Source organism: Bacillus vallismortis (assembly GCF_004116955.1).
Classification (GTDB): Bacteria; Bacillota; Bacilli; order Bacillales; family Bacillaceae; genus Bacillus; species Bacillus vallismortis.
In genome coordinates this window covers 2,063,347-2,076,463 of sequence record NZ_CP026362.1, presented here as the reverse complement: position 1 = coordinate 2,076,463, position 13,117 = coordinate 2,063,347, and the positions used below count along the sequence as shown (strand labels likewise).

At 43.9% G+C, this 13,117-nt stretch carries 15 protein-coding genes and 2 riboswitches; of the genes, 8 read left to right on the top strand and 7 right to left on the bottom strand.

Translation table 11 applies throughout. The annotated features are described in order from the left end of the window. Position 1: 1 nt before the first annotated feature. The 3 genes from mtnA to BV11031_RS11230 all read right to left on the bottom strand — a co-directional run bounded on the left by mtnA (position 2) and on the right by BV11031_RS11230 (position 3,387). Positions 2-1,063 carry an S-methyl-5-thioribose-1-phosphate isomerase gene (mtnA, locus tag BV11031_RS11240; protein ID WP_010330203.1) on the bottom strand — a complete coding sequence of 354 codons (1,062 nt, stop codon included), beginning with the start codon at positions 1,061-1,063 and terminating at the stop codon, positions 2-4. Positions 1,064-1,070: 7 nt separating this feature from the next. Next, positions 1,071-2,264, bottom strand: coding sequence for an S-methyl-5-thioribose kinase (gene mtnK, locus BV11031_RS11235; RefSeq protein ID WP_129550759.1), 1,194 nt, complete (start codon positions 2,262-2,264; stop codon positions 1,071-1,073). A 105-nt stretch (positions 2,265-2,369) separates the two neighbouring features. Further along, a riboswitch (SAM riboswitch) is annotated at positions 2,370-2,524 on the bottom strand. Between the two features lie 83 nt (positions 2,525-2,607). Continuing rightward, complete coding sequence (locus BV11031_RS11230; protein ID WP_010328147.1) at positions 2,608-3,387, bottom strand: carbon-nitrogen family hydrolase; 780 nt, start codon at positions 3,385-3,387, stop codon at positions 2,608-2,610. 94 nt (positions 3,388-3,481) lie between these two features. Here BV11031_RS11230 and mtnE point away from each other — a divergent pair, with 94 nt between their 5' ends. The 5 genes from mtnE to mtnD all read left to right on the top strand — a co-directional run bounded on the left by mtnE (position 3,482) and on the right by mtnD (position 7,960). Further along, on the top strand, positions 3,482-4,675 hold the full coding sequence (mtnE, locus tag BV11031_RS11225; RefSeq protein ID WP_129550758.1) for a methionine-glutamine aminotransferase: 1,194 nt from the start codon (positions 3,482-3,484) through the stop codon (positions 4,673-4,675). Between the two features lie 41 nt (positions 4,676-4,716). Next, positions 4,717-4,817, top strand: a riboswitch (SAM riboswitch). Between the two features lie 83 nt (positions 4,818-4,900). Further along, positions 4,901-6,118 (top strand): 2,3-diketo-5-methylthiopentyl-1-phosphate enolase, encoded by a 1,218-nt coding sequence (mtnW, locus tag BV11031_RS11220; RefSeq protein WP_010328555.1) that lies wholly within the window; start codon positions 4,901-4,903, stop codon positions 6,116-6,118. Beyond that, a complete protein-coding gene (mtnX, locus tag BV11031_RS11215) occupies positions 6,115-6,822 on the top strand; it encodes a 2-hydroxy-3-keto-5-methylthiopentenyl-1-phosphate phosphatase (protein WP_010328554.1) in 708 nt (235 codons plus the stop codon). The genes mtnW and mtnX overlap by 4 nt, the downstream gene beginning before the upstream one ends. Continuing rightward, positions 6,780-7,409 carry a methylthioribulose 1-phosphate dehydratase gene (locus tag BV11031_RS11210; protein WP_010328553.1) on the top strand — a complete coding sequence of 210 codons (630 nt, stop codon included), beginning with the start codon at positions 6,780-6,782 and terminating at the stop codon, positions 7,407-7,409. The genes mtnX and BV11031_RS11210 overlap by 43 nt, the downstream gene beginning before the upstream one ends. Positions 7,410-7,423: 14 nt before the next feature. Beyond that, on the top strand, positions 7,424-7,960 hold the full coding sequence (mtnD, locus tag BV11031_RS11205; protein WP_010328552.1) for an acireductone dioxygenase: 537 nt from the start codon (positions 7,424-7,426) through the stop codon (positions 7,958-7,960). Positions 7,961-7,999: 39 nt separating this feature from the next. Here the strand turns inward: mtnD and BV11031_RS11200 are convergent, their stop codons facing one another. Next, a complete protein-coding gene (locus BV11031_RS11200; protein WP_010328551.1) occupies positions 8,000-8,320 on the bottom strand; it encodes a YkvA family protein in 321 nt (106 codons plus the stop codon). Positions 8,321-8,522: 202 nt separating this feature from the next. Between BV11031_RS11200 and spo0E the strand changes: the two genes are divergently transcribed. Together spo0E and BV11031_RS11190 are read left to right on the top strand one after the other, a co-directional pair. Then, the gene (gene spo0E / locus BV11031_RS11195; RefSeq protein ID WP_010328550.1) at positions 8,523-8,780 is read left to right on the top strand and encodes an aspartyl-phosphate phosphatase Spo0E; all 258 of its coding nucleotides are present in this window, start codon (positions 8,523-8,525) and stop codon (positions 8,778-8,780) included. A gap of 85 nt (positions 8,781-8,865) precedes the next feature. After that, complete coding sequence (locus BV11031_RS11190; RefSeq protein ID WP_010328549.1) at positions 8,866-9,297, top strand: hypothetical protein; 432 nt, start codon at positions 8,866-8,868, stop codon at positions 9,295-9,297. A gap of 27 nt (positions 9,298-9,324) precedes the next feature. Here the strand turns inward: BV11031_RS11190 and kinD are convergent, their stop codons facing one another. Further along, a complete protein-coding gene (gene kinD / locus BV11031_RS11185) occupies positions 9,325-10,842 on the bottom strand; it encodes a sporulation kinase KinD (RefSeq protein ID WP_162985562.1) in 1,518 nt (505 codons plus the stop codon). A gap of 195 nt (positions 10,843-11,037) precedes the next feature. On the opposite strand from kinD, the gene mhqR reads away from it, so the two are divergent. Then, entirely contained in the window at positions 11,038-11,475 is a 438-nt protein-coding gene (gene mhqR / locus BV11031_RS11175) for a MarR family transcriptional regulator MhqR (protein WP_010328547.1), read from the top strand. Between the two features lie 38 nt (positions 11,476-11,513). Here the strand turns inward: mhqR and motB are convergent, their stop codons facing one another. Together motB and motA are read right to left on the bottom strand one after the other, a co-directional pair. After that, positions 11,514-12,299: a flagellar motor protein MotB gene (motB, locus tag BV11031_RS11170; protein ID WP_041952540.1), complete on the bottom strand. Its 786-nt coding sequence runs from the start codon at positions 12,297-12,299 to the stop codon at positions 11,514-11,516. Beyond that, on the bottom strand, positions 12,271-13,083 hold the full coding sequence (gene motA / locus BV11031_RS11165) for a flagellar motor stator protein MotA (RefSeq protein ID WP_010328545.1): 813 nt from the start codon (positions 13,081-13,083) through the stop codon (positions 12,271-12,273). The genes motB and motA overlap by 29 nt, the downstream gene beginning before the upstream one ends. Positions 13,084-13,117 lie beyond the last annotated feature (34 nt).

Genomic DNA, 13,117 nt, shown 5'->3' with positions numbered 1-13,117 from the left:
TTTAGTGAACCTTTTCGCCTTGGAACAGCTGTTCAATTTCTTCTTCATAGTTACCGGTCATAATCCCTTTTTCTGTGATGATTCCTGAAATGAGATGATGCGGTGTAATGTCAAAAGCGGGGTTAAAGACAGGCACATCGGATGGTGCGGTCCGGACTCCGGAAATCTGCCTTACTTCCTCTGGATCCCGTTCCTCTATCGGAATATCAGCGCCGCTTTTCACTTTTGTATCAAATGTAGATAATGGTGCGGCGACAAAAAACGGAATATCAAAGGCATTTGCTAAAATCGCGAGACCGTATGTTCCAATTTTATTTGCCGTATCACCGTTCCCAGCAATTCGATCGGCTCCGACGATGACGGCGGAAATTTGTTTTTCCTTCATCGTATGAGCAGCCATGCTGTCTGTAATCAGAGTGACATCAATGCCCCCTTGCATCAGCTCCCACGCAGTAAGTCGTGAACCTTGAAGGACTGGCCTTGTTTCACAGGCGAAAATATGCAGTCCCAAATCCTTTTGTTTGGCCAAGTAAAATGGAGCGAGCGCCGTTCCGTAGCGGCTTGTCGCTATAGAGCCTGCATTGCAGATCGTCATAATCCGGTCGCCTTTTTTGAAAAGCTGCAGGGCGTTTTGGCCGATCATCCGGCACGTTTCCTCATCCTCGACCTGAATCTGAATCGCTTCATGGACAAGGTTCGTTTTTGCTTCATTTACGGAAATGGCATTTTCGATCGATTGGCTCAGTCTCTCAAGGGCCCAAGATAAATTAATGGCTGTAGGCCGTGAACGGTTTAAATACTGTTTGATGCCATCAAGTTTATGGCGGAATTCCGTGACATCATCTGTTTCAATGTCTTTGGCGGCAAGCGCAAGTCCAAAGGCAGCCGTAATGCCGATGGCGGGAGCGCCTCTTACTTTGAGTGTGACAATGGCGTCAAATACAGCCTCTTTGGTCGTCAGTTCCAAATATTCCGTCACTTCCGGAAGTTTTTGCTGATTTAAAATGAGTATAGCTGTTTCCTTCCATTCAACAGAACGAGGAACAGCAAATGAATGGGTCATGAATGGATCATTCCTTCACAAGTAGCTTGAATAATTCAATAACATCCGTGATCGTTGTGAATTCCGAACGTTTTTCGATAAAGGCTGTGCCGGTTTCAAGCGCCAGCCGTTTTCTGTCGATTCGTTTATCAAACGGCGCGATTGTATCCAGATCAGCCACATGGGAAAGGCCGATCGTCCGGCGTATCAGCTCGCAGCCCGCAAAACCGATCGCCTCTTCAAAAATATGGCTGAACGTATCAGTAAGGTAACCGTCGATTTTCGCGTAAACATCGAGACTGTCTTTCTCCCAAGCTTTAGTGAATGTTTCTTGAAACGTTTCCCAGACCTGCTTGGCATGGTGATATAACGGCTCTCTGTCAGCTCCGTCACGGCTGAGTGCATTCAACAATAAGTTGGCGATAAATTGGCCAATATCAAAGCCGATCGGTCCGTAAAAAGCAAATTCAGGATCAATCACCTTTGTGTTATGTTCGCTGGCGAAAATGCTCCCTGTGTGCAAATCACCATGAATCAGCGTTTCTGCAGATGTTAAAAAAGACTTTTTAAGTTTAGCCGCTTCGATTTTGACGCTGTCATTTCTCCAGAGCTTTTCGACAAAAGGACGAAGCTCTTCTTCAAAATCATTTGTGTCATGGTCAAAGAAAGGGTCTGTAAAAACAAGCCTTTCCGTAATGTCGCACAGCTCCGGATTTGTAAACTGTTTAACAAGCTGTTTTTTTACCTTAGGTTCAAGCGAGTAATCTGAAGAATAGAAAAGGGTCTTGCCTAAAAATTCACCGATGTGCTGTGACAGGTGCGGATAGGTTTCACCTTCAATGAGCCCTTTTCTTGCGATCTTCAAATGAGAAAGATCCTCCATGACGGTAACCGCCATTTCTGTGTCAGAATAAAACACTTTTGGAACGAGATGAGGGACATGCTCGCCTTGGCGGATGAGAGCGCTGCTTTCGATTCTGGCGCGATCGATTGTCAGCGGCCAGCTTTCTCCGACGACTTTTGCATAAGGAACCGCCTGCTTAATAATCAATGCTCTGTCATGTTCTTGATCATAAATATGAAAAACGTAATTTAAGTTGCCGTCGCCGATCTCCTGGCATGTCAGCGTGCTTTTGCTTGGAAATAAGCCAAGCTTCACCGCCAACGCCACAGCGGAGCTTTCATTTAACGTTTCGTATAAAGGTGTTTTTGTGACTGCCATTGTCATAACCTCCAATTATGTAATCTCTTTGATATGTTTGCAGCTGAATGGCCGTAAAAAAGCCTCCTTCTCAGAGAGAAGGAGGCTTAACATTTATGTCCGCCTCTCTTATCTCTCAGATCAGATCTGAAGGAATTAGCACCGTGCCTTAGAGACAAGCGTCTCGGCGCGAACAAGATGCGCCCCATTTCACAATGGAATTACGGTCGGTTGCTGTTGGGGTCAAAAGGCCAAATCCCTCGCCCAACTCTCGATAAGAGAATATATTCACTTGTTAAACAATTCTAATTTATCAGTTGATGAACATAGTAACAGGTGTTTTAGTGAGTTGTCAATCTATTTTTTAATATAAATCTTTTCTGATATCATCGAAAACAGGGATGCTTTCCCGAACTTCAACGCTTTCCTGAAGGTTAATTTCCGCACGCACAACGCCTTCTTCCCGGCCGCCTTCAGCAAGTACACGTCCCCATGGATCAATAATCAGGCTATGCCCGGCAAATTCATGATCTGGATTTGACCCAGTGCAATTGCAGGCAGCGACAAAGCATTGATTTTCGATGGCCCGCGCAATAAGCAGGCTTTTCCAATGATCAAGGCGGGGAAGAGGCCATTCCGCAGAAATAAACAGCACGTTGGCGCCTTTTGTCGTATGTTTTCTGATCCACTCCGGAAAACGGATATCATAACAGATCAATCCTGAGCTTTTGACGCCATCAAGCTCAAAATATCCATCTTCGGAGCCGGCTGATAAATACACATGCTCATCCATCAGCTGAAAAAGATGGGCCTTCCTGTACTCTTTAATGATTTGTCCTTCCTTATCCGCAATGTACATTGTATTATAAACATCGGAATCCTTTCTGACAGCAACCGATCCGGCGACAATATGGACGCCATGTTTTTTTGCTGTTTTCTTCAGCCAGCTCTGAGCAGAACGCCCGTCTTTATCGGCGATCTCATCAAGGTTGGCCAGATCATAGCCGGTCGTCCATAGTTCAGGAAGAACAAGAACATCCGCGTGTTTGCTTTCTTTTTCGATAAAGAATTCAGCCTTTTTGATATTTTCTGAAGGCTTTCCGTATGAAATATCAAATTGCAGGCAAGATATGGTCCATTTCATCTTTTGATCACTCCACATTTTTCTTTACTTTTTTCATTTAACCATATATGATGATGGACTATCATTTCAAGATTTTTTTAGAAGGTGAGAATAGATGAAATTTGAACAGTCTCATGTATTAAAGGAGCTGCCTAAGCAATTCTTCGCTTCTTTGGTGCAAAAAGTGAACCGAAAGCTTGCAGAAGGACATGACGTCATCAATCTCGGACAGGGAAATCCGGATCAGCCGACTCCGGAACATATCGTCGAGGAAATGAAACGAGCCGTTGCTGATCCTGACAATCATAAATACTCGTCTTTTCGCGGCTCATACAGCCTGAAATCAGCAGCGGCGGCATTTTATAAAAGAGAATACGGCATTGACCTTGACCCGGAGACGGAAGTCGCTGTATTATTCGGCGGAAAAGCCGGTCTGGTTGAGCTCCCGCAATGTTTGCTGAATCCCGGAGATACGATTTTAGTTCCGGATCCGGGCTATCCTGATTACTGGTCAGGTGTGGCACTCGCGAAAGCGAAGATGGAAATGATGCCGCTCGTAAAGGACAGGGCGTTTCTGCCTGATTACAGCAAATTCCCCGCTGAAGTGAGAGAACAGGCGAAATTGATGTACTTGAATTATCCGAATAATCCGACTGGAGCTGTTGCTACCTCCGGTTTTTTTGAAGAAACCGTGAGTTTTGCAAAAGAAAACGGGATTTGTGTTGTTCATGATTTTGCTTACGGCGCTGTAGGATTTGACGGCTGTAAGCCGTTAAGCTTCTTGCAGACTGAAGGTGCGAAGGATATCGGCATTGAAATTTATACGCTGTCAAAAACGTATAATATGGCGGGGTGGCGGATCGGCTTTGCCGTCGGAAACGCTTCGGTCATTGAAGCGATCAATCTGTATCAAGACCATATGTTTGTCAGTCTTTTCAGAGCGACTCAGGAGGCTGCAGCGGCGGCACTGCTAGGTGATCAAACGTGCGTGGCGGAGCAAAATGCCCGATATGAAAGCAGGAGAAACGCTTGGATTGCGTCATGCCGGGAGATCGGCTGGGAAGTGGCTGCTCCGGCAGGTTCTTTTTTTGCATGGCTGCCCGTGCCTGAAGGCTATACTTCCGAGCAGTTCTCAGACCTTTTGCTGGAAAAAGCGAATGTGGCCGTTGCGGCTGGAAATGGTTTCGGTGAATATGGCGAGGGCTATGTCAGAGTCGGGCTGCTGACAAGTGAAGAAAGACTCAAAGAGGCCGCTTATCGAATTGGGAAGCTGAACCTGTTTACCCAAAAAAGCATTGACAAGACTTGATAACGATGGGATAATTCAAAATAATTTATAAAATCTATATTTTCTTATCAAGAGCAGGCAGAGGGACGAGCCCGATGAAGCCCGGCAACCGACTTATAAAGCACGGTGCTAATTCTTGCAGCTGGCGGCTGAGAGATAAGATTCGGACGAGAAACGAAACCTCTTTAGACGCGATTGCTGTTTGAAGAGGTTTTTTTATATGGATGAAATGAAAGGAGCTCTGGCATGGGTGAGTTATTAGCAACATATCTCCTGACCGAACCGGGAGCCGATACAGAGAAAAAAGCGGAACAAATCGCAACAGGATTGACAGTAGGCTCCTGGACTGATCTGCCCCTTGTAAAACAGGAGCAAATGCAAAAGCACAAGGGACGGGTGATAAAGGTCGAGGAAAGAGAGGGGACTCCTGCGTCAGGAAAACAAGCGGTGATCACAATTGCCTATCCTGACATCAATTTCTCTCAGGATATCCCGGCTTTGCTGACAACAGTGTTTGGGAAGCTGTCGCTGGACGGAAAAATCAAATTACTCGATCTTCACTTCTCTGACGCGTTTAAGCGCACGCTGCCGGGACCGAAGTTTGGTGTATACGGCATTCGAAAGCTGCTGGGAGAGTTTGAGAGACCGCTGTTAATGAGCATTTTCAAAGGGGTTATCGGAAGAGACCTGAGTGATATTAAAGAACAGCTCAGACAGCAGGCGCTTGGCGGAGTTGACCTGATTAAGGACGATGAAATTTTCTTTGAGACAGGCCTGGCGCCTTTTGAAACAAGAATTACAGAAGGAAAGCAAGTATTGAAAGAAACGTATGAGCAAACCGGGCATAAAACGCTGTATGCGGTCAATTTGACCGGGCGTACGGCTGATCTGAACGACAAAGCGAGACGCGCTGCTGAATTGGGGGCGGATGCGCTATTGTTTAATGTCTTCGCTTACGGCTTGGACGTCATGCAAAGTCTGGCGGAAGATCCCGAAATCGCAATCCCGATTATGGCTCATCCAGCTGTCAGCGGGGCGTTTACGTCTTCTCCGTTCTACGGATTTTCTCACGCTCTTTTGCTCGGAAAATTGAACCGGTATTGCGGAGCCGACTTCAGTCTCTTCCCATCTCCGTACGGTTCAGTTGCGCTTCCAAAAGAAGATGCGCTGGCGATTCACGAAGAATGTGTGAGAGAGGATGCCTTTAACCAAACATTTGCCGTTCCGTCAGCAGGCATTCATCCCGGTATGGTTCCGCTTTTAATGCGGGATTTCGGCATAGATCATATTATAAACGCCGGGGGAGGCGTACACGGACATCCGAACGGCGCCCAGGGCGGTGGCAAAGCGTTCAGAGCCATAATTGATGCTGTCTTAGAAGCTCAGCCGATTGATGAAAAAGCCGAACAATGCAAAGATCTGAAGCTGGCGCTTGATAAATGGGGAAAGGTTGAAGCCTTATGACGACTCGAAAGCCATTCATTATTTGTGATTTTGACGGCACCATCACGATGAATGACAACATTATAAACATCATGAAAACATTCGCTCCGCCGGAGTGGAACGCATTAAAAGACGGCGTCCTTTCCAAAACGCTGTCGATCAAGGAAGGTGTCGGGCGGATGTTCGGCCTTCTGCCAAGCCGTTTAAAAGAAGAGATTACGAGATTTGTATTGGAAGATGCAAAAATCAGGGAAGGCTTTCGCGAATTTGTAGCGTTTGTCAAGGAGCATGAGATTCCGTTTTATGTCGTAAGCGGAGGAATGGACTTTTTTGTGTATCCTTTGCTTGAAGGCATTGTGGAGAAAGAGCGTATTTATTGCAACCATGCGTCATTTGACAATGACTATATTCATATTGACTGGCCTCATTCTTGCAAAGGAACTTGCAGCAATCAATGCGGGTGCTGCAAGCCGTCAGTGATACATGAACTCGCTGAACCGAACCAATATATCATCATGATCGGCGATTCGGTTACAGATGTGGAGGCTGCAAAGCTGTCCGACCTTTGCTTTGCAAGGGATTATTTATTAAACGAATGCAGGGAGCGGAACCTAAACCATCTCCCGTATCAAGATTTTTATGAAATTAGAAAAGAAATCGAGAATGTAACGGAGGTACAGGAATGGCTGCAAAACAAGAACGCTGGCGAGAGCTCGCTGAAGTAAAACGGGAATTGGCCGAAAGAGACTGGTTTCCGGCGACTAGCGGCAACCTGTCTATTAAAGTTTCTGATGAGCCTTTAACCTTTCTCGTAACCGCAAGCGGTAAAGATAAACGCAAAGAGACGGATGAAGATTTTCTGCTGGTGGATCAAAACGGAGAGCCTGCCGAAAGCGGGCATTCTCTAAAACCGTCAGCGGAAACGCTGTTGCACACACATTTGTACAATAAAACCAATGCCGGATGCTGCCTGCATGTCCATACAGTAAACAATAATGTGATCTCAGAGCTATACCGAGACCAAAAGAAAATCACATTCAGAGGCCAGGAAATCATAAAAGCGCTCGGCCTGTGGGAAGAGAATGCAGAAGTGGCTATCCCGATCATTGAAAATCCAGCCCATATTCCGACACTTGCGGCACTGTTTGCGGAAGAGATTTCAGAAGATTCGGGAGCCGTTCTGATCCGAAATCACGGTATTACCGCTTGGGGAAAAACAGCATTTGAAGCAAAAAGAGTGCTTGAAGCGTATGAATTTTTGTTCAGCTACCATTTGAAATTGAAAACACTCCAGCACCAGCTGGTTAACTAAAAGGAGGAACTGAAATGGCAACAATTCGTATTCATGATAAGACAAATACAACGATTGAAAATCAAGAGGAAGTAGCAAGCTTTTTGGATAGTCAAGAGGTGATTTATGAGCAATGGGATATCGCGAAGCTTCCGGAACATCTCTCAGAGAAATACGATCTGACAGAAGAAGAAAAACAACAAATCCTCAATACATTCGAAACGGAAATTAAAGATATTTCTAACCGCCGCGGTTACAAAGCACAGGATGTTATTTCATTGTCAGATGCCAATCCGAAACTTGATGAACTGCTTGAGAACTTTAAAAGAGAGCATCATCACACAGACGATGAGGTTCGTTTTATTGTAAGCGGACACGGCATTTTTGTCATTCAAGGCAAAGATGGCACGTTTTTTGATGTCCGTTTAAACCCTGGAGATTTAATCTCCGTGCCTGAAAATATCCGCCATTATTTCACACTTCAGGAGGATCGGAAAGTTGTCGCGGTGAGAATCTTTGTCACAACTGAAGGTTGGGTTCCGATTTATGAAAAAGACAGCGTGAATCAATAAGCAGCAAAAGCCCCGTTCATTGAACGGGGCTTCTTATATCTATTGCAAACGCCATTTTTCATATTGAGATATTTCTTTTTTAATCAGCGTCCAAAGCAAACCTAATACAGCTGCATCGTCTATGATTCCAAGACCAAGGATAACGTCTGGCATGATATCGAGCGGCATGGCGATATACAAGATGGCGGCAGTGAGGAGCAAAAGCGTTCTAACCTGTGAACGGGGGTAGTCGCCTTTTCTCCAATCACGAAGCATTTGGAAAAAAACAGTGATGTGCTCGATACATTTTTTCCGGTTTTTTCTTTTTAATATCGCTTTTCCGCCTGCCGCTCCGAGCATCAATGCTTTCTTTTTCTTCATGTGGCATACCTCCTGCCTAGCGGCGTGTTTAAGATATTCTTCATCTGGGTATTGTTCTTCTAATCCTATCAATAAATCTATTATACCTGAAAAAATAACTTATTTAATGAAAATATGTTTACAAATAAAGTATAATCTGTAATAATGCACAATAACCCAATCAAACTTGTTTCCTATTTCTTAGCGGCGAGGGGTGAAGTGAATGGGCGGTTCTTCAGAACATGAAAAATTGTTGGTGTCTATTGATGAAAAAAGAAAGTTAATGATAGATGCCGCTAGAAAACAGGGATTTACAGGCCATGACACGATCAAACACAGTCAGGAGCTGGATTGTTTAATGAATGAATATCACCAGCTAATGCAAGAAAGCGAACATTCTCAAGGCATTCAAGGCCTTGTAAAGAAATTAGGCTTGTGGCCTCGCAGGGATGTCATGCCTGCTTATGATGCAAATAAATAGCGGCGCTATCAGATGCATATATAAAGAGAGAGCTTTCCAGAAGCGCTCTTTTTTTCTGGGAAAATTCATATGAAAGAGGGAACTGATGAAAGAACTGGCGGTTATCATTACTGAAATGGTCAATCAATTTCATGATGCTTTTATTTCATTATGCGAAATGTTTGGGATTCATTTAACCGACAAAGAAATGCATTTCTGGGTGATTGGCATTTTTGGCATTATCTTTTTCGGTGTCACTCACGCTGTATTTATATGGCTTTCAAAATGGAGCATGACAGCCCTGTCCTTTATCTATACCGTTACAGTCATCATTGTTGTCGTATTTGCGATAGAAATTCAGCAGAAAGTGACGGGGAGAGGGAATATGGAGTTTTTAGATGCTACTGAGGGCCTAAAGGGATTTTTGGTGTTTTTTATGTTTTTTTTGCTTCTCAAAATGCTGTTGCGCGTCATTACAATACTCTTCTCAGGCAGAACAGCGAGCAAGTCAAATGGCAATGCCCGGTCACGAAGATGAAAAGCCCTCCTGACATCGTCAGGGGGGCTATGAAGCGGATACGGGGAGATTGATCGTTACCTCTGTACCTCTTCGCACTTCGCTTTCGATATGAATGGTTCCTCCGTACATCAGCACGATCCGTTTACATACGACAAGGCCGAGGCCGGTTCCTTTTTCTTTAGAAGTAACAAAGGGAAGGAAGATGTGATCCAGCATTTCCTGAGAAATCCCTTCACCGTTATCCACAACTTTGATAATGGCTTTTTGATCCGAAGCTTCCAAGGAGATCGTCAGTTTTCCTCCTTCAGGCATGGATTCAAGGCCATTTTTTGCTACATTTAAAATCACTTGTTTAATATGATCTTTTGTACATTTTACGAGTAAAGGCTTTTCGGTTAAATACTGTAATTCGACTTCAACATTGTATAGATTGCCCTCAGAATAAATAATCGGCATAATTTCTCCGATAATATCCTGAAGTGAGTTCAGCTCCCATTTTTCTGCTGTCGGTTTTCCGAGAACGAGAAACTCGCTCACAATTTGATTAATCCGTTTTATCTCCTGTTCAATAATGGAGAAGTACAGCTGATCTTCTTCACCTTTATATTTCTTTTGCAGCAGCTGAATAAAGCCGCTTATGCCAGTGAGCGGATTGCGGATTTCATGAGCCGTGCTGGCAGCAAGCGTCCCGATCAGCTCTAATTTTTGCGCCTCATTTTCGGAGCGCTCCAGCTGGGTCTTGCGTTTCAGCAAGTAATACAGCACTAGAATAAAAAGGATATTCAGCAGAACAATAATACATGAAAGCGGAAGCAAAAGGCTTTTCGTCAGTTCTTCTATTGTGACAGGGTTCGGATAGACTTTCATATTCCAGCTGATTTCATCCAGGTATCCGCTGACTGGTTTCTGATCTTTGGCATGAGAGGCTTGTCCGCTCGTGAAAATCATTTTCTCGTCTTGGTTCACCACTTCAATATAAACATCAGGGCTCAGCAAGTTAATGAGGTTTTTTAAATAATCAATTTGAATCGCTGCGACAAGATAATCTGTCACATTTTTTTTTGAGTCCAGAACAGGGACACAAATGGTAAAAATCGGCTGGCCAGTAATTCTGCTTGAATAACTATCTGAAATGACTGTCTTTTTTGTTTCCTTTGCTTTTGCAAAAAAAGATCTGTCGGCCAGGTTTACTTTCGTTTTTAATTCTGATGTGCTTGCAGTGACGTCTCCTTTAGTGTTCAGAAGATAGAGACCGGAAAATCTCGGCTCTGAATCAAAGGTTTCTTCCAAAATCGACTGCATTTTGTTTATATCAACCGGTCTGTCAATGGCGATGGACAAAGAGGTCATTCTCGCCATTGTTTCACCGATTAAATAATTGATTTTGTTGCGGTGAAGGTTCAGCATCACACTTGCTTCCTGCTTATGTTCTATAGCTATTGTATCTTTTTCTTTTTCATATACAAAAAAGCTGATGACGAGTGCCGGAATCACGACCAGTATGATATAAAGTTTGACTCTCCCGCAGGCGCCTTTTAGTATTTTCAATTTGCATCGCTCCAACTTACACCTGATTAGAGGTATTATATCATTGTTTCTTCTTCTTTAATAAGAAAAAATAACCAAAAAAATAAGAAAAAGATGTTGAACCGCTTATATGATAAAAAAGAAGAGAAATATTGGAAAGATTTTTATTGACATTTTCGTCTTTGTTTATTAATGTTTCTCTGTAACGGTTTCTAAAAGGATGATTGAGACATGACAGAAAAATCACTGAAGTTATTTATCGTGCTGTCGCGCGCGTATCGGTCTATTAACGATCATATGAATAAGCATATTCATAAGCATGGACTGAATCCGACTGAATTTGCTGTGCTTGAGCTGTTGTACCATAAAGGCGATCAGCCGCTGCAGCAGATAGGGGATAAAATTCTCTTGGCTAGCGGAAGCATCACATACGTTGTAGATAAGCTGGAGCAAAAAGATCTCCTCATTCGGAAAGCGTCTCCTACAGACAGGCGAGTGACATTTGCACAAATCACTGATAAAGGTATCAGTCTTTTGAATGATATTTTTCCTAATCACGCTGCTGAAATTGATGAAATGATAAGCGTATTAAGCGAAGAAGAGGTAGAGATGTGTACAGAAATGTTAAAAAGAGTAGGGTTAAACGCAAAACAGTTTCATCATAAGTAAAAAAAGGAAGCCTGATATGTCACAGGGCTTCCTTTTTTTTATTGTTCATTTGTTTCTGCCGCGCCTCTCGGCAAGATGAGAACTTCAACGCGCCGGTTTTTGCTTCGGCCTTCCGCTGTTTTGTTGGAAGCCACCGGCTTATACTCACCATAGCCCTTGGCACTGAACACTTTTGCGTCGAGCTTAGGATTTTCTATCAGGAGTCCCATAAAGTTTACCGCTCTCATGACGCTTAAATGCCAGTTTGATTGGAATTCTGAATTTTTTATTGGCATATTATCAGTATGGCCGCTGATGATGATGTTTCTCGGCGGGTTAATCACAAGAAGATTGGAAATCTCTTGTGCAAGCCGAACATCTTCCTTACGTATGGTCGCTTTCCCAGAGTCAAAGAATATACTGTCTTTAATCGTAATCAGAAGACCTTCACTAGTCAATTTTGTTTCCAGCTGATGTTCGAGCTTTTTATCTTTGATGAACTTTTCTACCTGGCTCTTCACACTTTTAAGTTCTTCTTGATCAGCCGCTTTTTCTCGCTCTTTCTTGTTTTTCTCTTTCTCTTCTTTTTCCTTTTTCACGTCATCTATTCCGTCTGACTCGTTTTCAGGGGGGGTGACACTGGAATAATCCATGACTCCCGTGCCGCCTGTAAAGACTTCATTAAATGATTTTGAAAGCATCTTAAACTTGCCTGCGTCAATCGAACTGCTCGCGTACAGCACAATAAATAATGCCAGGAGAAGAGTTAGGATATCGGCGTAAGGAACCAGCCATGATTCATCAACGTGCTCGTCCTCATGCTTCTTCTTCTTTTTTCTCGCCATTTTGCGCCTCTCCTTGTTCTGCAAATTTCAAGCGGTCCTTCGCAGGAAGGTACATTAAAAGCTTTTGTTCGATGACTTTCGGTGCTTGTCCTTCTAATACGGATAAGACGCCTTCGATCATGACTTCACGCAGTTTTACTTCTTGTTTTGATTTTCGTTTTAATTTATTTGCGAAAGGATGCCATAATACATATCCCGTGAAGATACCGAGAAGGGTGGCAACGAAAGCCGCACTGATGGCGTGTCCAAGCTCATCTGTATTATCCATATGAGAAAGGGCGGCAATCAGGCCGATTACAGCGCCGAGTACGCCAAGTGTCGGTGCGTACGTTCCCGCCTGTGTAAAAATAGCGGCTCCAGCCTGGTGCCTGTCCTCCATCGCTTCAACTTCCTCTGTCATAATATCTCTGATAAATTCCGCGCTTTGTCCGTCAACAGCCATGCTGAGTCCGTTTTTCAGGAAAGCGTCGTCTACATCTTCAATACTTGCTTCTAAAGCAAGTAGGCCTTCGCGGCGCGCAAGCTGGGCCCAATCTGAGAACATAGGAATGAGCTCCTCAATTGTCAGCTGTTTGTTTTCCTTAAATAACACTCGGAACAGAGCGGGCACTTTTTTAATTTCTTTTGTAGGGAACGCAATAACGACTGCCGAGATGGTCCCGGCGATAATAATTAAAATGGCAGCGGGGTTTGCAAGCGCGCTGAAACTGACGCCCTTCAGAACCATCCCCACGCTCAATGCCACAAAAGCAAGAATAACACCAATTAACGAAGTTTTATCCATAGTTTTCACCAAATCCTTTTTTACTAGCTTGTCT